General features: G+C 50.7%; 18 protein-coding genes. 9 read left to right on the top strand and 9 right to left on the bottom strand.

The annotated features are described in order from the left end of the window. The first annotated feature begins 74 nt into the window (after positions 1-74). Positions 75-1,145 carry a sugar ABC transporter substrate-binding protein gene (locus DES37_RS12655; RefSeq protein WP_036109609.1) on the top strand — a complete coding sequence of 357 codons (1,071 nt, stop codon included), beginning with the start codon at positions 75-77 and terminating at the stop codon, positions 1,143-1,145. Between the two features lie 11 nt (positions 1,146-1,156). Beyond that, a complete protein-coding gene (locus DES37_RS12650; RefSeq protein ID WP_110026010.1) occupies positions 1,157-2,395 on the top strand; it encodes an LVIVD repeat-containing protein in 1,239 nt (412 codons plus the stop codon). 146 nt (positions 2,396-2,541) lie between these two features. On the opposite strand, the gene mtnK is transcribed toward DES37_RS12650, so the two are convergent. Next, positions 2,542-3,741: an S-methyl-5-thioribose kinase gene (gene mtnK / locus DES37_RS12645; protein WP_110026009.1), complete on the bottom strand. Its 1,200-nt coding sequence runs from the start codon at positions 3,739-3,741 to the stop codon at positions 2,542-2,544. Between the two features lie 117 nt (positions 3,742-3,858). Between mtnK and mtnA the strand changes: the two genes are divergently transcribed. Next, positions 3,859-4,884, top strand: coding sequence for an S-methyl-5-thioribose-1-phosphate isomerase (gene mtnA, locus DES37_RS12640; protein ID WP_110026008.1), 1,026 nt, complete (start codon positions 3,859-3,861; stop codon positions 4,882-4,884). Positions 4,885-4,930: 46 nt separating this feature from the next. Here the strand turns inward: mtnA and DES37_RS12635 are convergent, their stop codons facing one another. The 3 genes from DES37_RS12635 to DES37_RS12625 are packed head-to-tail and all read right to left on the bottom strand — an operon-like array spanning position 4,931 to position 6,770. Continuing rightward, the gene (locus DES37_RS12635; protein ID WP_110026007.1) at positions 4,931-5,473 is read right to left on the bottom strand and encodes a 1,2-dihydroxy-3-keto-5-methylthiopentene dioxygenase; all 543 of its coding nucleotides are present in this window, start codon (positions 5,471-5,473) and stop codon (positions 4,931-4,933) included. Positions 5,474-5,478: 5 nt separating this feature from the next. Beyond that, positions 5,479-6,159, bottom strand: a complete 681-nt coding sequence (mtnC, locus tag DES37_RS12630) for an acireductone synthase (RefSeq protein WP_110026006.1) — start codon at positions 6,157-6,159, stop codon at positions 5,479-5,481. Beyond that, entirely contained in the window at positions 6,156-6,770 is a 615-nt protein-coding gene (locus DES37_RS12625) for a methylthioribulose 1-phosphate dehydratase (RefSeq protein WP_110026005.1), read from the bottom strand. Before DES37_RS12625 ends, mtnC begins: the two co-directional genes overlap by 4 nt. A 141-nt stretch (positions 6,771-6,911) precedes the next feature. On the opposite strand from DES37_RS12625, the gene DES37_RS12620 reads away from it, so the two are divergent. Next, positions 6,912-8,075, top strand: a complete 1,164-nt coding sequence (locus tag DES37_RS12620) for a pyridoxal phosphate-dependent aminotransferase (RefSeq protein ID WP_110026004.1) — start codon at positions 6,912-6,914, stop codon at positions 8,073-8,075. A gap of 70 nt (positions 8,076-8,145) precedes the next feature. Here DES37_RS12620 and DES37_RS12615 read toward each other — a convergent pair whose 3' ends face one another. Next, entirely contained in the window at positions 8,146-9,564 is a 1,419-nt protein-coding gene (locus tag DES37_RS12615) for a sugar porter family MFS transporter (RefSeq protein WP_110026003.1), read from the bottom strand. An 846-nt stretch (positions 9,565-10,410) separates the two neighbouring features. Here DES37_RS12615 and ahpC point away from each other — a divergent pair. Then, positions 10,411-10,974 carry an alkyl hydroperoxide reductase subunit C gene (gene ahpC / locus DES37_RS12610; RefSeq protein ID WP_036109581.1) on the top strand — a complete coding sequence of 188 codons (564 nt, stop codon included), beginning with the start codon at positions 10,411-10,413 and terminating at the stop codon, positions 10,972-10,974. Positions 10,975-11,106: 132 nt separating this feature from the next. Next, on the top strand, positions 11,107-12,672 hold the full coding sequence (gene ahpF, locus DES37_RS12605; RefSeq protein ID WP_110026002.1) for an alkyl hydroperoxide reductase subunit F: 1,566 nt from the start codon (positions 11,107-11,109) through the stop codon (positions 12,670-12,672). Positions 12,673-12,783: 111 nt separating this feature from the next. On the opposite strand, the gene DES37_RS12600 is transcribed toward ahpF, so the two are convergent. From DES37_RS12600 to dcuC, 3 genes are all read right to left on the bottom strand, one after another. Beyond that, a complete protein-coding gene (locus DES37_RS12600; protein WP_036109576.1) occupies positions 12,784-14,160 on the bottom strand; it encodes a GntP family permease in 1,377 nt (458 codons plus the stop codon). A gap of 460 nt (positions 14,161-14,620) precedes the next feature. After that, the gene (locus DES37_RS12595; protein WP_110026001.1) at positions 14,621-15,427 is read right to left on the bottom strand and encodes a ribonuclease T2 family protein; all 807 of its coding nucleotides are present in this window, start codon (positions 15,425-15,427) and stop codon (positions 14,621-14,623) included. 227 nt (positions 15,428-15,654) lie between these two features. After that, positions 15,655-17,031 carry an anaerobic C4-dicarboxylate transporter DcuC gene (gene dcuC / locus DES37_RS12590; protein WP_110026000.1) on the bottom strand — a complete coding sequence of 459 codons (1,377 nt, stop codon included), beginning with the start codon at positions 17,029-17,031 and terminating at the stop codon, positions 15,655-15,657. 657 nt (positions 17,032-17,688) lie between these two features. Between dcuC and pagP the strand changes: the two genes are divergently transcribed. Both pagP and cspE read left to right on the top strand, forming a co-directional pair. Then, positions 17,689-18,300, top strand: coding sequence for a lipid IV(A) palmitoyltransferase PagP (gene pagP, locus DES37_RS12585; RefSeq protein ID WP_425451713.1), 612 nt, complete (start codon positions 17,689-17,691; stop codon positions 18,298-18,300). A gap of 183 nt (positions 18,301-18,483) precedes the next feature. Further along, a complete protein-coding gene (gene cspE, locus DES37_RS12580; protein ID WP_002439184.1) occupies positions 18,484-18,693 on the top strand; it encodes a transcription antiterminator/RNA stability regulator CspE in 210 nt (69 codons plus the stop codon). A 295-nt stretch (positions 18,694-18,988) separates the two neighbouring features. Here cspE and crcB read toward each other — a convergent pair whose 3' ends face one another. Continuing rightward, positions 18,989-19,390, bottom strand: coding sequence for a fluoride efflux transporter CrcB (crcB, locus tag DES37_RS12575; RefSeq protein ID WP_110025999.1), 402 nt, complete (start codon positions 19,388-19,390; stop codon positions 18,989-18,991). A gap of 74 nt (positions 19,391-19,464) precedes the next feature. Here crcB and DES37_RS12570 point away from each other — a divergent pair, with 74 nt between their 5' ends. Then, positions 19,465-20,259, top strand: a complete 795-nt coding sequence (locus DES37_RS12570) for a deaminated glutathione amidase (RefSeq protein ID WP_110025998.1) — start codon at positions 19,465-19,467, stop codon at positions 20,257-20,259. Positions 20,260-20,306: the final 47 nt, after the last annotated feature.

Below are 20,306 nucleotides of genomic sequence, written 5' to 3'. Positions count from 1 at the left end.
GGCGAGTTTTTGTGCAGGGTAAACCTGCAACATATTGAATAACATCATCTAAAACAGACAGGAAACAGACAATAATGAAAATGCTGAAGTGCTCGTTAATTGCCCTGGGGTTGCTGGCCGGTACAGCCACCAGTTTTGCTGCCACGCTTGCGCCAGTACCAGCGGCAATCGCAGACCATAACGGGCCAATAAGAATCGCCGTGATTCGTAACCTGGGCTCGGATGATAATACTTCGCAGTTTCTTGCCGGTGCCATTCAGCAGGGCAAGAAGCTGGGGTTTAAAGTGAGTGTGTTTTTAACCAATGGCGATGATGCGCGCTTTCAGGATTTTGTAAACCAGGCCATTAGCCAGAAATACGACGGGATTATTCTGTCTCAGGGCCGTGACCCGTACTCCACAACACTGGTAAAACGTATTGTGGATAGCGGGATCAAAGTGTCGGTCTTTGATACAGCAGTAAACGGCGATATTCCGGGCGTAACTGTTACTCAGCAGGATGATGCTTCACTGACTCGTCTCTCCTTCGGCCAACTGGTGAAAGACTTTAACGGCAAAGCCAATATCATCAAACTGTGGGTTGCCGGCTTCCCGCCCATGGAGCGCCGCCAGGCTGAATACGAAAAAATGCTCAAAGACAACCCAGGCGTTCATGAACTGGAATCTATTGGTGCAGTGTCTTCCGATGTGCAGGGTGATACAGCCAATAAAGTGGGCGCGGTGCTGGCGAAATACCCGAAAGGGAAAATTGACGCAATCTGGGGGACCTGGGATGCGTTCAGCCAGGGCGCTTATAAAGCGCTGGAAGAGAATGGCCGCACTGAAATCAAACTGTACAGCATTGATGCTTCTAACCAGGACTTGCAACTGATGCGCGAGGCAAACAGCCCGTGGAAAGTAACGGTTGCTGTTGATCCAAAACTGATTGGTGCCATGAATGTTCGCCTGATTGCAAACAAAATTGCTGGCGAGCCAACACCGGCTACCTACGATTTTAAAGCTGCGGCGATTCCTCAGGCACTACTGGCAAGCCAGCCGGGTAATGTGAACATGGCATCTCTGAGCAAAATTATTCCAGGCTGGGGCCAGTCTCAGGACTTTATCGCGCCGTGGTTCGCCACGCTTGAAGCGAAACAGCAAAAATAAGGAGTGCAGGGATGTCGTTGCCGGAACCCGAATATAGCCGCAACATGCGGCTGACAGGCCACAGTGACCAGGGCGGCAGACCAGACGGTGTGCAGGTTATGGTGCACCGTGGTTATGCCTATATTGGCCATATGGTGTCGCAGGGGTTTTCCATTGTTGATGTGCGCGATGCGAAAAACCCGCGCACGGTGCGTTATGTTCCGGCACCTCCTGGTACCTGGAATGTCCATTTGCAGGCACATGATGACCTGTTGCTGGTGATTAATGCCCGTGACTTGTTTGCCGACAGCCGGTTTGCCGACGAGCGGGTGTATTACACCCGTCAGGTGGGGGAAACGGTTAAAACAGTCTCTGGCCGGGACTGGTCTGCCGGGGTGCGTATTTTTGATATCTCCCAGCCGGAAAACCCGCGTGAAATCAGCTTCCTTGCGCTGGATGGCATTGGTGTGCACCGTATCTGGTATACCGGCGGGCGCTGGGCATATGTTTCAGCATTGCTGGATGGCTACACCGACTATATCTTCCTGACGATTGACCTGGCAGACCCACGCAAGCCTGAAGTTGCCGGGCGCTGGTGGATGCCAGGTATGAACGAAGCGGCGGGCGAACAACCTGGCTGGCCGGAAGGGAAACGTTATGCACTGCACCACGCGATTATCCATGGTGACACGGCTTACGGTAGTTGGCGTGATGGCGGGCTGACTTTGCTGGATGTCAGCGACCGGGCGGCACCGTCACTTATCAGCCACCGGAACTGGAGCCCGCCGTATGGTGGCGGGACCCATACGGCCCTGCCGCTTCCGGGGCGGGATTTGCTGGTGGTGCTGGACGAAGCCGTGTTAGACGACCAGCAGGATGGCGAGAAATTTATCTGGCTGTTTGATATCCGTGAACCGGCAAACCCGGTGAGTATTTCCACATTCCCGGTGCCGGATGAACGGGATTATGTTGCGAAGGGCGCACATTTTGGCCCACATAATCTGCATGAAAACCGCCCGGGGAGCTTTGTCAGTGAGACACTGATTTTTGCCACCTGGCAGAATGCCGGGGTACGTGCTGTTGATATCAGCAACCCGTATCGCCCGGTAGAAACTGGCGCACTGGTTCCTGCCGCGCCAAAAACAATGATGGATACCCGCCCGGGAAGGCCTCAGGTTATTCAGTCGTGTGATGTGTTTGTGGATGCGCAGGGAATTATCTACAGCACTGATTACAACGGCGGGCTGTCAATTATCGAGTACCTGGGCTGAGTAGCGTACACCATTGTTGCTACAGCCTGGTGTGATGTTCACTGGGGTGGATAAGGCATAGTGCGGGCAGGTGCTGGTTAACGGGGCTGTTTGTATTACAGGGGCAGAGAACCATTTGTAAGTGGCTCTCTGCCCCATTAGCAGGCTCAGCTATACTGGCGCACCCGTGCGATAAACTCTTCCACGTTGTCAATTTTATCTGCAATCAGAATCAACGCCTTACCCAGTGCCAGAGCCTGGCGCTGGCAGGCAAGGCGCATGGCGTCATCGGTGATGGTGTCGATATCTGCCACATGAGATAACCCCACGGTGCGGCGAATCAATTCGGTGCCGGCATAGCCAATTGCATCGTGCCACACTTTTTTCAGGAACTGGCTGGTGTACCCGGGGCAACCCAGTGCCTGGTCACGGGTTTTCTCGCGCGCCAGTGTCTGGAAGCGTTCCGTAAAGGTGTGCCATAACTCGCTGATATCCGCCAGGCGTTGCTCGCGGGCATCGGCGGCTTCACGCAGTGGGAGCAAACCGGGTAATCCGCAGTAATTGAGCAACAGGTTGCCAATCGCTGTGCCAGGGTCGAAGCCAGCGGGGCCAAAGAAACCAAATTCGGCATCAATGGCTTTGAGGCGGCCTTCAGCGACAAAAATAGAACCACTGTGGATGTCACCGTGCAGCAGGGCTTCCGCATGGGAGAAAAAGCGGTGTTTAAGGGCGCTCACAGCCAGTTTCAGGTCGTTGTCTTCACGCAGGGCAGCAACGTCGCTTTCCAGCGCGGCGGGGTAATTGTTGCGTTCATGCTGGCAGTACGGGTCGTTAAAAAACAAATCTTCAGTGATTTCACACATTTCCGGGTTAATAAACCGGGCGACTTCAGCTTTTTTCTGGTGCGGGTGCAGGTAAAAATCGGAAGTGTGGAACAGAACCTGCGCCAGGTATTCACCTAACTGGCTGGCGGCCTGCGGGTAATACTCACCGCGAATCAGTTCGCCGCGCCAGATACGGTAACTGGATAAATCTTCCATCACCATCACTGCCAGTGGCTGGTCAAAGTGCAGAATATTGACCGTGTGCTGCGGGCAGTGCTGGTAATGGGCAATAAGGGTTTCTGCCTCCAGTCGGGCACGGTCCAGGGTTAACGGCCAGGATTCCCCCACACAGCGTACATAAGGTAACGCCTGTTTAACAATAATGCGGCTTATTCCTTCGTTGTCGAACACCTTAAACACCAGATTAAGGTTACCATCGCCCACTTCTTCAGCATGGGTAAGCTTTTCCGGGTTTGCCAGCCCACCATGTTGTTTGGCCCAGGCAACTGCATCATCGGCAGTAAAAGTGCGGTAGTGCGACATGTGACTTCTTTCCTTATCAATTCTCGAATTCTGGTTAATAAGCCGTTCAGACGTCTATACATCCGCTTTCCATCCTGACACAATAGAACACATCAACGCAACAAGGATTTAACTAAAATGAATAATCTCCAGACCACCAGTTTGCGCATTGCAGATAATCAACTGTGGATCCTCGACCAGCAGGCATTGCCGCAACAATCAAACTGGCTGGATGCCAGCTCTGTTGATTTACTGGTGGGCCATATTCATGCTTTACGGGTGCGTGGTGCGCCACTGATTGGTTTATCTGCCAGCCTGTTGCTGGCTTTGCTGGCGGAACACGGTGAAGATCAAAAAAGCCTGAGTGTGGCGCTGGAAACCTTACGTGCTTCCCGCCCAACCGCTGTAAACCTGATGAATAACCTCGACCGGATGAAGCAGGCGCTGAACCAGAGTGACTGGGTGAGTGCCATGGTTAATGAAGCCTGGCGGCTGGTGGAAGAAGATAAGCAACTGTGCGAGGCGATTGCCATTGCCGGTAGCCAGTTAGTTACCCCAGGCAGCCGCCTGTTAACCCACTGCAATACCGGTGGGCTGGCGACAGCGGGTTGTGGTACTGCGCTTGGGGTGATTCACAAAGCATTTCTCGCAGGCAATGTGCAGCAGGTTTGGGTGGATGAAACACGCCCGCTGTTGCAGGGTGGGCGCTTAACCGCCTGGGAACTGGGTGAGCTGAATATCCCATACCAACTAATTTGTGATTCGATGGCGGCCAGCCTGATGGCAAAAGGTGAGGTGGATGCCATCTGGGTAGGGGCAGATCGCATTGCTGCCAATGGCGATGTGGCGAATAAAATTGGCACTTATAGCCTGGCGGTGCTGGCAAAATACCACGGTATTCCGTTTTATGTTGCGGCACCGGTTACCACGCTGGATTCATCCTGCCCAAATGGCGCGGCTATTCCCATTGAACAGCGTGCAGCCGCGGAAGTAACCGGTGTGGCAGGGAGTTTTGGCGCGGTGCAGTGGGCGCCAGAGAATGCTCTGGTGTACAACCCGGCGTTTGATGTAACACCGGCAGAGCTGATTAGTGGCTGGGTACTGGACAGTGGTGTGATTACCCCGGAACAGGTGCGCGACGGGGTGTTTAAAGCTCAGGCCTGAAGAGTGGTGCGGCCAGGTAACCAGTCAGCCTGGCCGCGTGCAGGATTCAGTCAATGCGCGGGTAAGTATCGGCAATCGGGTCGCCGGTAAATTTTGCTACCCAGCCTTCCGGGTTATCAAAAATACGAATGGCGGTGAAATTGGGTTGTGAACCCATATCGAACCAGTGCGGTGTGCCTGCGGGAACAGAAATTAAATCATTTTTTTCACACAAGACCTGGTAAACCTTGCCATTCAGGTGCAGGCAGAATAAACCCGCTCCTTCAACGAAGAAACGGACTTCGTCTTCGCCATGAGTATGCTCAGAGAGAAATTTTTCCCGCAGCGCCGCTTTCTCCGGGTGACTGGCGCGCATGCTGATAACATCCCAGCTTTGGTAGTTTTTCTCGGCAACCAACTTTTCAATTTCGTGCTGGTAGGCTGTCAGCACTGTTTCCGGTGTCGGTTCATCTCCCAGTGGCTGGTTGGCTTCCCAGCGTTCAAAACGCACACCGGCGGCATTCAGTTGTTCACGGATAGCCTCTGCGTCCTGGCTGTGCCAAAGCGGCTGGCTGGCATCGGTTTCGGAATAAATGGTAAGCGTGCTCATTGTGATTATGCCTCTGGGTTAATGGCGCTGAAATCGCCGACCTGGGAGTGTTGGCTGGCGTTATCTGCCGGGCCTCGAATCAGTTGTACTGTTTGCCAGCCCGCTTCGCGTGCGGCATCGAGCTCCTGGTGTATATCCGATAAAAACAGTAATTCACCTGGTGCAAAACCCGTTTCACGGGCGATAGCCTGGTAAGAAGCGGTTTCCCGCTTGTGGCCAACGTGGGTGTCGAAATACCCACTGAACAACGGCGTGATATCACCTGCATCACTGTAACCAAACAACAGTTTCTGCGCGGCGACTGAACCTGAGGAATAGACATATAACGCGATACCTGAAGCCTGCCATTTTTCCAGCGCTGGCAGCACATCAGGGTAGAGGTGGCCGGTAAAATCGCCCTGCTGATAACCGGTTTGCCAAATCATGCCCTGCAATGCTTTGAGCGGGGTTGATTTGCGGTCTTCATCCATAAAGGCCAGAAGTGCACTGATAACTTCACGGGTAGTGGCTTGCGGCTGGCCGATTTCGCTGCGCACGGCATCCAGTTCAGCAGCAACTGCGGGTTGTTGCCCATAGCTGGCAATAAATGAGGCAAGATGCTGGCGTGCATAGGGGAACAACACATTATGCACAAAGCGGATATCGCTGGTTGTGCCTTCTATATCCGTCACGATGGCCTTAATCATAATACCTCCAGGCGGCGGCGCAGTATTTCGCATTCAAATAAGAATTCCAGCCCTTCCAGGTGGCGGCGGGCTTCTTCAACATTTCTTCCCCAGCAGGTCAGGCCATGGCCGCGCAGCAGAAACCCCCATTGCAGGTCTTCTTTGCTGGTGCCCGAGTGGATTCGTTGCGCCAGCACACTGATATCCTGGTCGTTATCAAATACCGGGATCTGCAGGGCATCCAGGTGCGATGACTGGCCGCGCAGGGATTTTTGCATTTCGTAGCCCTGAAGTGTCAGGCGGTTGCCTTTAACCAGGCGGGATAACACAGTTGCGTTGACAGTATGAACATGGAGAACCGCCTGAGCTTCAGGAAACAGGCGGTAAATAAGGGTATGCAGCCCGGTTTCCGCAGAAGGTGTACGCCCGGAAGGCGCTGTATTGTCGGCAATGCTGACCTGCAAAAAATCGCTTTCTGTCAGGCTGCCTTTATCTTTACCGGATTCACTAAGCCAGCACCATTGGGTGTCCTGGCGCACAGACATGTTGCCGCCAGTTGCAGGAGCCCAGCCTTTGGCACCAAGCCAGCGGCAGGCCGCGACTAATTCAGCCAGTTGCAGTTGTTGTGTCATTACATTCCTTATTATGCGCAGTGTGAATTCTGGCATTACGTTATTATTTGGACGTCTAAGCGTCTTGATTGCCAAATATTAACATCGTGTTATAGTGGCAGCAACACACGCATCACAACAAAATACCGGGAAGGGGAGAGAATGAATAGTAGTAACCCTTTGATTCCAGAGAGTAAGCTGCCATCGTTAGGCACCACTATTTTCACGCAGATGAGCGCTCTGGCACAGCAGCATAAAGCCATTAACCTGTCTCAGGGCTTCCCAGACTTTGACGGGCCGCGTTATTTACAGGAACGCCTTGCATGGCATGTCGCCAGGGGCGCGAACCAGTATGCGCCGATGACGGGAGCTCAGCCATTGCGTGAGGCGATTTCCCGCAAAACCGCTGAGTTGTATGGCTGGCAGCCCGACGCCAACAGTGAAATCACTGTGACCGCCGGGGCAACAGAAGCCCTGTATGCAGCCATTACTGCATTAGTGCGTACCGGGGACGAAGTGATTTGCTTTGACCCAAGTTACGACAGCTATGCTCCGGCCATTGAACTGGCAGGTGGCGTGGTGAAGCGCCTGGCGTTGCAGCCGCCGCATTTCCGGGTGGACTGGGCCGCATTCAAAAACATGCTTACGCCGAAAACCCGCATGGTTATCCTGAATACGCCCCATAACCCCACCGCAACCGTGTGGCAGCAGAGCGATTTTGCCCAGTTATGGCAGGCCATTGCGGACCAGGAAATCTATGTGCTGAGCGATGAAGTGTATGAGCACATCTGTTTTGCACCTGACGGCCATGCCAGCGTACTGGCTCATGAAGCACTGCGTGAGCGCGCTGTGGCAGTTTCGTCATTTGGTAAAACTTACCATATGACTGGCTGGAAAGTGGGCTACTGCGTGGCTCCTGCTGCCATCAGTGCGGAGATCCGTAAGATTCACCAGTACCTGACCTTTTCGGTGAATACCCCGGCACAGCTGGCTCTTGCTGATATGCTGGAGGCTGAACCTGAGCATTACCGCGCACTGCCAGCGTTTTACCAGGCGAAACGTGACCGTTTTGTGCAGGCATTATCTGCCAGCCGCCTGGAAGTTTTACCCTGCAGCGGAACCTATTTCTTACTGGCGGACTACAGTGCCATCTCTGATATGGATGATGTGAGCTTTTGCCGCTGGTTAACCACTGAACATGGTGTTGCGGCAATACCGTTGTCAGTATTCTGTGCGGACCCGTTCCCTCATAAACTGATTCGCCTGTGTTTTGCCAAGCAGGAAGCAACGCTGGATGCAGCGGCAGAACGGTTGGTGAAACTCTGATTGTCTCAGTAGTAGTAATATAAAAAACCTGGCGCCGGTAACAGCGCCAGGTTTTTTTATGAGCGGGTTATTACTGGCCGATATCGCGCAGTTTTTTCCCGGTCATCAGATTACGTTCAATATGTTCCAGTGTGACGTTTTTGGTTTCCGGAATCAGCACAAAGGTGACAATGATGAACAGAACGTTCAGTGCGGTATACAGCCAGAACGTACCTGCAGCCCCAATGCTGTCGAGCAGTGTCAGGAAGGTCGCCCCAATAATCATATTGGAAACCCAGTTGGTGGTGGTGGAGCAGGTCACACCAAAGTCACGGCATTTCAGCGGCTGAATTTCAGAACACAGGATCCACACTACCGGCGCAGCACTCATGGCATAACCCGCGATGCACATCATGGTCATACCCACTGACAGCCAGGACAGCGCACCAGAGCTGTGGCCACTTTCTACCTGCATCAGGCAGTAGCCCAGAATCAGTGTCCCCAGCGCCATCACCGTAAAACCGATTTTCAGTGCCGGTTTGCGGCCTGATTTATCTACCGTGAACACGGCAATAAATGTGGCAAGCATAAAGGTCAACCCGACAACAACAGTGGCAATCATTTGTTGTTCGGTACTGGTGAACCCCGCCATCTGGAAGATTTTGGGCGCGTAATACATGATGATGTTCATCCCGGTAAATTGCTGCATAGCCTGCAACAACATCCCAAGGAACACTGCACGGCGTACATTATGGTTGCTTTTAAACAGAGCCCAGCCACCTTGTTTCACTTTCAGGCTTTCGCGGATTTCGTTCAGTTCTTCACGGGCTTTTTCTGAGGAATCGCGCAGCATACGCAGCACTTTTTCTGCCTGGCCATGCTGGCCTTTTGCCGCAAGCCAGCGCGGGCTGTTGGGCAGAAACACTACCATGACCAGTAACGCGAGAGCGGGCAGTGCCAGAACACCCAGCATGGCGCGCCAGTTGCCGCTGTAACTCAGTGCGGTATCTGATAAGAACGCCAGCAAAATACCCAGTGTGACCATTAACTGGTACATGCTGATCATTTTGCCACGCACGTTCTCAGATGCCATTTCAGACAGGTACAGTGGCGCGGTGTAGGACGCAATGCCAACTGCAACCCCCAGTACCACACGGGACATCAGGAGGATTTCCAGGTTGGTGGACATGGCCGAGCCCAGTGAACCGAGAATAAACAGAATCGCACCCGCCATCAGGCTGTATTTGCGGCCTAAACGGAAAGATAACCAGCCATTAAAGAGCGCCCCCAGCGCGGCACCGAGCATCATGCTGCTGACAACCCATTCCTGTGCCTGGCTGGATAATGTGAAGTGATGAGTAATAAAAGGCAGAGCACCCGATATAACACCGATATCCAGACCAAACAGCAAACCGGCTACGGCTGCTGAGATCGAGACAAACAGATTCATCCGGCGTGCTTTTTGTGCCTGGATGGACAGTATATCGCCTGTTTCGCTGACATAAGACATAGTGTAACTCCAGCATAGGGTTGTTTTTATGAGGCTACGGTACGGTATTTCCGTTTGTTTGCGTCTGGCTTAAACCGCCGGTGATATGGATTATTATGCTGCTACATGTGGTTTTGTGACGTGCGTTCCATAATGAAAACAGGTGTTACATCACGAAATATTGCCGGTGTGTAAGGTATGTCGCGATTTTACTCACCTTTTTGGAATGGTGGTGGCGGGTTTTTAGTGTTTGTGAAATATGGATAATTCTTGTTTTTGGTGTTTTATTGTTCAGCGGTTACATACTGTGTTGACGAAAACTTTCTGCATGTAACTGCCACAGACAATACCTGGATGGTGAGCGCGTTCTTGATTTATTTTCCTTGTTTTATGTATGGTTATTTACGTCTACACTATACAGGCTCAGTGGTGAGCACGTAGTGCATGCCCGGCAACGCCGTCACTGTTATGCAGAGACAGAGTTATGCCGGAGAAAAGGAGCCTCGGCTTGTTTGATATGTAAAACCAATCACAGCCATAGGCAGGATGTAAGGCCGGAGGCATTGTCCGCCAGCGAACCAGGTGGTGTAATCGCAAGTCGTTACGCCTGAAAAATGGGTGGCAACATTTACGCCAGCTATGGCACTGAAGTACTGAGTGGTATTTCAGTCTCGGGCCGCCTTCCGGGTGGCCTTTTTGTTTTAAGGTACCCGGAGTGTGGCTGCTGGTATGGCGGTTCATACGTCAAGTTGCAACAATAAGCATGAATAGTAGGTATTGCTTATTGATTTGATAACGTAAACGCATTGGCTGAAGTGACGAATATTCGTTACTTTATATCCCGTCGATAACACGGAGGAAGTATAGATGTCCTTAATTAATACCAAAATCAAACCTTTTAAAAACCAGGCATTTAAAAACGGTGAATTCATCGAAGTTACCGAAAAAAATGTTGAAGGCCGCTGGAGCGTGTTCTTCTTCTACCCGGCTGACTTTACCTTCGTATGTCCGACTGAACTGGGCGACGTAGCTGACCACTACGAAGAATTCCAGAAACTGGGTGTTGATATCTACTCTGTATCTACTGATACCCACTTCACTCACAAAGCATGGCACGACGAGTCTGACACCATCGCTAAAATCAAATACGCGATGATCGGCGACCCGACCGGCACCCTGACCCGTAACTTCGAAAACATGCGCGAAGCTGAAGGTCTGGCTGACCGCGGTACTTTCATCGTTGACCCGGAAGGTATCATCCAGGCTATCGAAGTTACTGCTGAAGGCATCGGCCGTGACGCTTCTGACCTGCTGCGTAAAGTGAAAGCGGCTCAGTACGTTGCTACTCACCCAGGTGAAGTTTGCCCGGCTAAATGGAAAGAAGGCGATGCCACTCTGGCTCCGTCTCTGGACCTGGTTGGTAAAATCTAATTACCGAACCACACTGGTGCGAGTGGCATAACAGTTACTTGCACTGGCCAAAAAAAATCGCCCGAACTGACGGGCGATGAATCAAACGCATTCGGGTGCCTGGCACCCGAATTTCTTGCCAGGGAGATAAACATGCTCGACGCAACCATGAAAACACAGCTTAAGGGATACCTTGAGCGTCTGACTAAACCTGTTGAGTTGATTGCTACACTGGACGACAGTGCACAGTCCGCTGAAATCAAGGAGCTTCTGGCAGAAATCGCACAATTATCTGACAAAGTTTCTGTTAAAGAAGACAACGCAAGGAATGTACGTAAACCGTCGTTCCTGATTACTAACCCAGGCAGTGAACAAGGGCCGCGTTTTGCCGGTTCACCGTTGGGACACGAATTTACCTCACTGGTGCTGGCATTGCTGTGGACTGGTGGGCACCCGTCAAAAGAAGCGCAGGCTCTGCTTGAGCAGATCCGCGATATCGACGGTGATTTTGAGTTTGAAACTTACTATTCGCTCTCTTGCCATAATTGCCCGGATGTTGTTCAGGCACTGAATTTAATGGCTATTCTCAATCCGCGTATTAAACATACGGCGATTGATGGCGGTACCTATCAGAATGAAATTACTGACCGCAATATCATGGGTGTTCCTGCAGTATTTGTGAATGGTCAGGAGTTTGGTCAGGGGCGTATGACCCTGGCAGAAATCGTCGCCAAAGTGGACACCGGTGCAGAAAAACGCACGGCAGAAGAGCTGAGCAAGCGCGATGCTTATGATGTGTTGATTGTGGGCTCAGGCCCGGCAGGTGCAGCAGCAGCTGTTTACTCTGCACGTAAAGGCATCCGCACCGGGTTGATGGGTGAGCGTTTTGGCGGCCAGATCCTCGATACAGTAGATATCGAAAACTATATTTCTGTGCCGAAAACCGAAGGCGCAAAACTGGCAGGCGCGCTTAAATCCCACGTTGATGATTATGATGTGGATGTGATTGACAGCCAGAGTGCGGCAAAACTGATTCCGGCAGATGTTGAAGGCGGACTGCATCAGATCCAGACGGCATCAGGTGCAACACTGAAAGCTCGTAGCATTATTGTGGCAACCGGTGCCAAATGGCGCAATATGGGCGTTCCTGGTGAAGACCAGTACCGTACTCGCGGCGTAACCTATTGCCCGCACTGTGATGGCCCGTTGTTTAAAGGTAAACGTGTTGCCGTAATTGGTGGCGGTAACTCTGGTGTTGAAGCGGCGATTGATCTGGCGGGTGTGGTTGAACATGTCACCTTGCTTGAGTTCGCACCGGAAATGAAAGCCGACCAGGTATTGCAGGATAAAGTCCGCAGCCTGAGCAACGTGGATATCATTCTGAATGCGCAAACTACGGAAGTGAAAGGCGATGGCACCAAAGTGACCGGCCTTGAATACCGTGACCGTAATAGTGGCGATGTTCACCAGTTGTCACTGGCAGGGATTTTTGTGCAGATTGGTTTACTGCCTAATACCACCTGGCTGGAAGGGGCTGTTGAGCGCAACCGCATGGGTGAAATCATCATTGATGCGAAATGCGAAACCAATGTGAAAGGGGTATTCGCTGCGGGCGACTGCACCACCGTGCCGTACAAGCAGATAATTATTGCGACTGGCGAAGGGGCAAAAGCGTCTCTGAGCTCGTTTGATTACCTGATTCGTACCAAAACAGCATAATTGATTGTTTATTAAATAAAAAAGGCTGCCCATTATTGGCAGCCTTTTTGTTTTCTCTTCACGATAACCTAATTAATGCCTGGCAGTTAGCGGAATAATTTACATACCGGTTTACAGAATAACACTACCCAGTGCAGCCAGCAGGAAAGCAATCGTTCCCAGTAAGGTTTCCATCACAGTCCAGGTTTTCAGCGTGGTTTTTTCATCCATTTCAAGGAAACGGCCAACCAGCCAGAAGCCTGAGTCGTTCACATGTGACAGCACAGTAGCGCCGCCTGCGATGGCAATCACAATAAAGCACAGGTCGAACTGGCTGAGCCCCGGTGTTGCCTGCACCATCGGCGCAACCAGTGCCGCAGTGGTGGTTAACGCAACGGTTGCTGAGCCCTGAGCGATGCGCAGAATTGCCGAAACAACAAACGCAGCGACAATAATTGGCAGCCCGATATTGCCCAGAACATCGGCCAGCGCATTACCAATACCACTGGCGCGCAGTACTCCACCGAACATCCCACCGGCACCGGTTACCAGAACAATGGCGCAAATTGGACCCAGCGCGCCATCACAGATTTTTTCCAGGTGCTGGCGGCTACGGCTGCCGCTGAAAACTTGCAGGGCGAAAAACACGGTAATCAGGAGTGCAACCGGTGTTTTACCCAGCATGCGTAAGATTTGTACCAGTGTGTTGTCTGCTGAAACCCAGCCAATAACTGTTGCGGTATTCAGGCCCGTGTCTAAAAAAATAAGGATCAATGGCAACATCAGAATCGTCATCACCATGCCAAATGAAGGCGGCTGATGCGATGCGTCACGTTCAATATCACCTAAAAATGATGACGGCAATTTCACGTCGAATTTTTTGCCAGCATATTGCCCGTACAGATATGCACCGATATACCAGGTCGGGATGGCAATAACCAGGCCAAGGATAACCAGCAGGCCAATATTGGCACCGAGTAATTCACTGGCTGCAACCGGGCCCGGGTGAGGCGGAACCAGCGCATGCATTACAGCGAAAGCCCCGGCAGCCGGGAATGCATATTTCAGTGTTGAACCGCCAAACTGTTTTGCCACGCTGAAAATAATCGGCAGCATCACGACCAGGCCTGCATCGAAAAAGATAGGGAAACCGAACATCAGTGAGGCGACGCCAACCGCCAGTGGTGCGCGCTTTTCGCCAAACTTGTTAATCAGGGTGTCGGCCAGGACTTGTGCACCGCCAGATACTTCCAGCAGGCGGCCAATCATGGCTCCCAGACCCACCAGCAAGGCAACGCCCGCCAGCGTACTGCCAAAACCACTTAACAATGTGGGGACAACTTTGTCGAAGGGCACTTTGGTTGCCAGTGCCACCAGAATACTGACCAGGGTAAGGGCCAAAAATGCATGTACCCGAAAACGCATAATGAGTATTAAAAGGACAACAACCGAAGCCGCAGCAATACCCAGAAGGGTGCCTGCACCATATGCGTGTGTTAATTCTGTCATGGAATAACCCCTATGAAACTTGAGCGTAGTACGAAAAGAAAGACCCTTCGTTCCGTGCTGATACCGGTAACATGATACTGGTAACATTCGCCACTCTTAAAGCCTTCCCGACATGTTTATTAATATTTTGAGATATGTATCAAGCATTAGACATAAATACGTGCTTTGTTGATCTACTCACTTGTTTTTAAAAAATAGCTTTGTTAGCGCATTGCTTGGCAAATGTAATTCTTATGTTAATTATAGCGTTATATCCAGTGGTGACCGAGGAATGAAGAATAAATGAAGCTTTTCATGGGAGTGAATGAAATTAAATTGTGGCAAAAACAGGGAAGGTTACTGCCTGCAGAGGTATTGGGTTGTGAGAAAACAGCTTAAGCAGGCGCGTAATTATTCCTGTGACATGACCATAGCAAGGGCAGGAGAGGCCCGTTGATGAAATAACGGGCATCAACATGTGTCAGAAGCCAGCCGTATCCAGGCGGAATTGTGCCGGGCAGTTCCCGGGGTGCGCTCCGGGGGAAAAACTGGCTGGTGATAAAGGTTCGTTAATGCTGCCCGCCCGAATAGCGATTTGGATTTCTGTCAGCCATGCCGGGTTGCCGTGGCACATAAAACGAAATGCTTTTACGCTTTTCTCGCCGTAAGCCTTGCTGATTGCCTGGTTAAGCGCATCACGTGAAACGGTTTCACCATAATGGCTGGCAAGAAAAGCACCCGGCGCGCTATGACGGATTTCACTGTTAAGGCGCAGCATTGCGCCAAAATAGTCGTCAGGTGCAAAACCAAAACAGACACCGTGTTTTGCATATTCATAGCGCTCAAGGCAGGAGCTGCCGCCAGCGCCTGGCATCTGTTTGACCAGTTGTTCGGCAAGTGAAGGGGAAATGCCTGTATCGGGTGCTGAACATTTTCTGCTGGCCCTGGCTTCCGGCATATTGGGTACCGGGCGGGTTGCACAACCAAAGCGCATCCAACGCTGCCTGTCCACCCCTTGCCGGGCAATACTGCGTGGCAGATCCGGCCATAATCCGTGAATTGTCAGAAACTGTGTTTTGTCTGCCTGTTCTTGCTGGTTCTGGCACTCGCTGGGTAATACACGCTGGTTTTGGTGCATTGTTTCGCAAAATCCGGGCTGCCATGAGAGTGCCAGCACATAGTGGTCAAAATCACTATAGCGCTGTGCCTGTAATGGAGCGCTATAGCCCGGTACGGAAACAGATAACAGTGTGGCAAGAAAACTGCCGGTTATTGTACGGATAATCATGGGGTAATCATTGATGTGTTGCAGTTGTGTTTAGCGCTACAGTGTAGCCCCTTTCGGGGGCTGAGTCTGATGACAAATATCATGTTCGCACAGAACGAGAGGATGTCACCCAATAAAAAAACAGGAAAATCAATTTATTGATTTTCGCCCGCTAACTAAAAAGAAGGAAAACCACGCTTTTTCCTTCTTTTTCATCAATCTGAGCCCCCTTTCGGGGGCAGTGCGAATTAAGGCGCTACCACGGTTGCAGGAACCAGAATTTCGGTTGCGACAATGACCACTATCAGGCCAACCAGCACAGGTACAGATGTGCGTTTTACAACTTCAAAAGGGGATATTTTCGCCATACCGGCAACGGCAACCACCACGCCTGATACGGGAGAAATGGTTCTCCCCAGGTTAGATGCCTGAAGCATCGGAATGGTTAAATATGCCGGATTAATGCCTGACTGGTGTGCCAGGCGAGGAATCAGCTCAACAAATGCGTAGAATGGGGCATTACCGGAGCCTGTCGTCATCGCCGCTAACATAGTCAGAACCACCAGCACCAGCATCAGAATAATGCTGCCGGAACCAAAGGATGTCGCTATGGATATCAGACTCTGGATAAACCCAATAGTACTGAGCCCTTGCGCAAATAACCCGGCGGCTACTAACAGCATAACCACATTGGCAAAGGCGTCGGCCATGCCTCGCCAGGCCACATCCAGCCCGGCAAAAACCGTTTTGGTATTGAAGCTGCGCAAAAATTCGATGATGGCGGACAACAGCATGCAAATGACCAGGATGGTGATGATGTGCAGGCTGGGGCCCCATTTACCGTCAAAAATTAATACCCCAATGATGGGGGTGAAGGGCAGAATCGCGTAGAAAGACGGGGCTTTGGTGTCAATTTCTTTGACATCCAGTTGCTCGCTGGCAATGTTTTCTTTTTTATCAAGAAAGCGCTGCCAGAAAAAATGCGCAATGGCCATGCAGATAATTGCCGCAATAGAAACAGGCAGCGTGGTTTTAAACGCAAAATTGACCAGCTCCATTTCTGACGCTTTGGCAGCAAGCACTACATCGCCAGACGTGGGTGACAAAATGATGGCGGCAGGAGAGGCACAAATCGCGGCAGCGGCACCACGGCTGATACCGACATTGACCATCACCGGGAATAGCGTTGCCATTAACAACACGCCAAGCCCGGTTGCGGAGGAGACCGCCAGTGACATCAGGCAGGCGACAAAATAAGCTGCAACCATCAGTAAATAAGGCGAGTTGATGAATTGCAGTGGTTTGGATGCCAGCTTTACCACCATGTCATTGGCACCAATATGCGTCATATATGCTGCAAAACCGCACAGCACCATGATCATCATGCCCAGATCGCCACCGCGGCTCATCAACAAAATTTTGATGTATTCCACGATATCGACGCTGAGAAAACCAGTGCCTGTTTCACTGGCAGGCAGAATACGGTGACCCATGATGGCACTGATGATAAGTAACATCAGGCCGCCGACAAACAACACGCCGGTAGCGGAGTAGCCTTTGATGATGTAACGGGCAACGCCGACAATGACCAGAATGCCAACGGCAAGTTCAAAAAGAGTGAGCATAGTTTCCCCTGTTTGTGGCTAAACGCGCACGGTGGTTCATGGCCTGGCATGGTTATGGCTATGAGGCAGAACCGTGACGCTTAGTAACACAGTGTAAATTATGTAAGTAACGCAGAGGAATGTGCCTAATCATTCCACTTTTTTTGCTGACAAAAATCAATAAATCAGCAATAAAATCTGATATTTTGCGGTTTTCTGGCTCTGCTGTGCTGGCTGAATAGTTGTAAATGTTGCCAGTTCGTCATGCGCTGGCCTGGGGTATTTTGTGTTGGTATCTATTTACTGGAAAACCATGGTGGCTAAAAAAGAATTAATAATGATTACTGGTATTTGTTATTCAATAATAAAAATAACCAGGATTTTTCTGTGTTATAAACTGCGCGTAAAATGGCATGTTATAATGGCCCGCAAACAAGGAATATTCAGTTTATATATTCCATTGTATTCATCAGAATGGCGATTAATAGTTTATTGGCGCAATGTAGCACTCGCAAGGTACGCCAGGCCTGGCTTGTGATGCGGGGCATGCTGTGGCCTCAATACTCATTGGCTCAGAAAGTGTGAGGCGTTTTTTTCGGAATTGTGAATCTTGCTTTTTAAAAAAATAATTTTTTCGATTCTTTGTTCAGGTTCTATTAATAAAAGCACCAGTAATCTGTGCTTGTTTGGAAAGTATTTGGTGGCGATAAAGTGATCAAGATGATTAAGCATTTACTCGTAGTATGTGGTTTATTGGCACCCTGCCTGTTTTCATCGCAGGTGCAGGCAAATGATGGTGGCAGTGACGGTGGGTGGTTCAGCACCCTGACAGGGAACATTGCTGAAACCTGGCGCGAACCTCAGCACTACGATTTGTATGTCCCGGCAATTACCTGGCATGCGCGTTTTGCCTACGATAAAGAAAAAACAGATAAATACAATGAGCGCCCCTGGGGGGCCGGGTTTGGCGTTTCTCGCTGGGATGAAAAGGGTAACTGGCACGGTTTGTATTTAATGGCGTTTAAAGACTCATTTAACAAATGGGAGCCTATTGGTGGGTATGGCTGGGAGGCTACCTGGCGGCCAGTCAGCGCAGATTCACGTTTCCATGTGGGGTTGGGTTATACCCTGGGCGTAACAGCGCGAGATAACTGGAACTATATCCCGATTCCTGTGGTGTTGCCTATGGCGTCTGTTGGCTACGGCCCGGCAACATTCCAGATGACGTACATCCCGGGTACTTATAACAATGGTAACGTCTATTTTGCCTGGTTACGCTTCCAGTTCTGATAGCTGCTGCGAATTTTTTTTCGTGCCCATTGTACGGAAAAGCAAAGGGTTATCGTCCAGAAAGCAAAAAGAAAGCGATTTTTATCACTTTTTAGTAAATATCAACTGGACAAACGGCACCACAATTGATGTACTGGACACCGACACGGTATTTGTGTCGTTTTTTCATAAAAGGTAATTTTGATGTCTAAGATTAAAGGTAACGTTAAGTGGTTTAATGAGTCCAAAGGATTCGGTTTCATTACTCCGGAAGATGGCAGCAAAGACGTGTTCGTACACTTCTCTGCAATCCAGAGCAATGGTTTCAAAACTCTGGCTGAAGGTCAGCGTGTAGAGTTCGAAATCACTAACGGTGCCAAAGGCCCTTCTGCTGCTAACGTAATTGCTCTGTAATAACGTCTGGCTGAGAACGACAAAACCCGCCTTCAGGCGGGTTTTTTTTGTTCAAAATCTGGCGTTTTACCAGACCAGCCCGGCAACCCGGTTACGCCGGGTGCGGCTAAAGTTTATTTTCAACTGAACAAGTAGAGTTTTAAAAAGCAACCGACAATAAGTGCGCTTAACAATAGTGTACTGATGTTTACCAGGCTTTCTTTCATTATGGTGCCCATGTCTGTGTGATTGATTCAGGCAGATACTGGCAGAGAAAGATGAAGCCTACATTAACGCACCTATTTGGTAACCAAAATTATCGTGCTGCCAGTACTGAAACCAGCCAAAATGCGAGCCCGGTCATAATGAGCGAACCTGCCAGGTTAACCACGACATTAGTTGCGGCCCAGGCCAGGCGCCCGTCCTGAAGTAAAAACACCACTTCTGATGAAAATGTTGAGAACGTAGTCAAACCACCACAAAAACCTGTGGTAATTAATAGCTTCCACATGGGGTCGAGGTTGGTCAGGCGGCTAAAACTTGCCAGCGCAATACCAATAATAAAAGCACCAAGTAAGTTAGCTGAAAGCGTACCCATTGGGATGGCGTGATGAAGGGGATTCAGGCGTTGGCTAATCAACCAGCGGCAAATACTCCCAAGGCCGCCACCAATAAATACCGCAAATAACATCTGCATAAGGTATATCTCATTAATCATTAAAGCAGAAAGTCTACCGCGCAAGCTGGCTATGGGGTAGTGTTGATTCACGCAATGTGTCGGGGAGTGTTTGTATGAATGTTGCAGCCGGGCAGTTTGCCGTTATGCCAGACTGGCAGGGTAATTTAGCTCAATGCCGTTTGTTAGTCAGTGAGGCTATTGAGAAACACGCCAATTTACTGGTATTGCCAGAAGCTATTCAGGCAAGGGATAACTCCGACCCGGGTTATTCTGTGCGGCACGGGCAAACCCTTGACGGACCATTTATTCAGGGAATGTGCCAGCTCACAGAAAATTGTGACCTGACACTGGTGTTTACCATGCACATACCTGACGCCGCCGGGCGGGTGACAAATTCCTTGCTTGCTTTGCACCGTGGGCAGGTGACTTCGCGCTATGATAAATTACATCTGTATGATGCATTTAATGTTCAGGAGTCCAGGTTTGTCAGCCCGGGGCAGGCTCTTGCGCCATTGATTGCCGTTGGCGACCTGATGGTGGGGGTGATGACCTGCTATGATTTACGTTTCCCTGAGCAGGCCATGAGCCTTGCACTGGCTGGCGCACATGTTCTGGTGGTGCCAGCTGCATGGCTAAAGGGTGAAAATAAAGTGCACCACTGGCAAACATTACTGGCGGCGCGGGCTCTTGATACCACCTGTTATATTGTGGCAAGTGGCGAGTGTGGAGAGAAGAATATTGGCATGAGCCAGATTATTGATCCTATGGGCAATGTGCTTGCCAGTGCCAGCCATCAACCGGGGTTGATTGCCAGTGAAATTACTCTGGAGCGTGTGGAGCAGGTTCGCGCCCGGTTGCCGGTGCTGGCAAACCGGCGTTTTTTGCCTCCGGTGCTGGGTAACAACTGAGTGTGTTTGATTCACTTTGTTACAGAATTATTTTGTATACGCGGCGT

Origin of the sequence: Mangrovibacter plantisponsor (assembly GCF_003182475.1) — a bacterium.
GTDB classification, from domain to species: Bacteria; Pseudomonadota; Gammaproteobacteria; order Enterobacterales; family Enterobacteriaceae; genus Mangrovibacter; species Mangrovibacter plantisponsor.
The sequence above is the reverse complement of the archived record's forward strand: the minus strand, read 5'-3'. Positions and strand labels throughout refer to the sequence as shown.

Excerpts from the sequence above, each read along its gene's own strand:
- DES37_RS12615 (WP_110026003.1), bottom strand. The coding sequence starts at position 9,564 with ATGTCTTATGTCAGCGAAACAGGCGATATACTGTCCATCCAGGCACAA.
- mtnK (WP_110026009.1), bottom strand. The coding sequence starts at position 3,741 with ATGTCGCACTACCGCACTTTTACTGCCGATGATGCAGTTGCCTGGGCC.
- DES37_RS12600 (WP_036109576.1), bottom strand. The coding sequence starts at position 14,160 with ATGACAGAATTAACACACGCATATGGTGCAGGCACCCTTCTGGGTATT.
- mtnA (WP_110026008.1), top strand. The coding sequence starts at position 3,859 with ATGAATAATCTCCAGACCACCAGTTTGCGCATTGCAGATAATCAACTG.
- DES37_RS12635 (WP_110026007.1), bottom strand. The coding sequence starts at position 5,473 with ATGAGCACGCTTACCATTTATTCCGAAACCGATGCCAGCCAGCCGCTT.
- DES37_RS12570 (WP_110025998.1), top strand. The coding sequence starts at position 19,465 with ATGAATGTTGCAGCCGGGCAGTTTGCCGTTATGCCAGACTGGCAGGGT.
- ahpF (WP_110026002.1), top strand. The coding sequence starts at position 11,107 with ATGCTCGACGCAACCATGAAAACACAGCTTAAGGGATACCTTGAGCGT.
- DES37_RS12595 (WP_110026001.1), bottom strand. The coding sequence starts at position 15,427 with ATGATTATCCGTACAATAACCGGCAGTTTTCTTGCCACACTGTTATCT.
- dcuC (WP_110026000.1), bottom strand. The coding sequence starts at position 17,031 with ATGCTCACTCTTTTTGAACTTGCCGTTGGCATTCTGGTCATTGTCGGC.
- mtnC (WP_110026006.1), bottom strand. The coding sequence starts at position 6,159 with ATGATTAAGGCCATCGTGACGGATATAGAAGGCACAACCAGCGATATC.
- DES37_RS12625 (WP_110026005.1), bottom strand. The coding sequence starts at position 6,770 with ATGACACAACAACTGCAACTGGCTGAATTAGTCGCGGCCTGCCGCTGG.
- crcB (WP_110025999.1), bottom strand. The coding sequence starts at position 19,390 with ATGATTAATGAGATATACCTTATGCAGATGTTATTTGCGGTATTTATT.
- cspE (WP_002439184.1), top strand. The coding sequence starts at position 18,484 with ATGTCTAAGATTAAAGGTAACGTTAAGTGGTTTAATGAGTCCAAAGGA.
- DES37_RS12620 (WP_110026004.1), top strand. The coding sequence starts at position 6,912 with ATGAATAGTAGTAACCCTTTGATTCCAGAGAGTAAGCTGCCATCGTTA.
- DES37_RS12655 (WP_036109609.1), top strand. The coding sequence starts at position 75 with ATGAAAATGCTGAAGTGCTCGTTAATTGCCCTGGGGTTGCTGGCCGGT.
- DES37_RS12650 (WP_110026010.1), top strand. The coding sequence starts at position 1,157 with ATGTCGTTGCCGGAACCCGAATATAGCCGCAACATGCGGCTGACAGGC.
- ahpC (WP_036109581.1), top strand. The coding sequence starts at position 10,411 with ATGTCCTTAATTAATACCAAAATCAAACCTTTTAAAAACCAGGCATTT.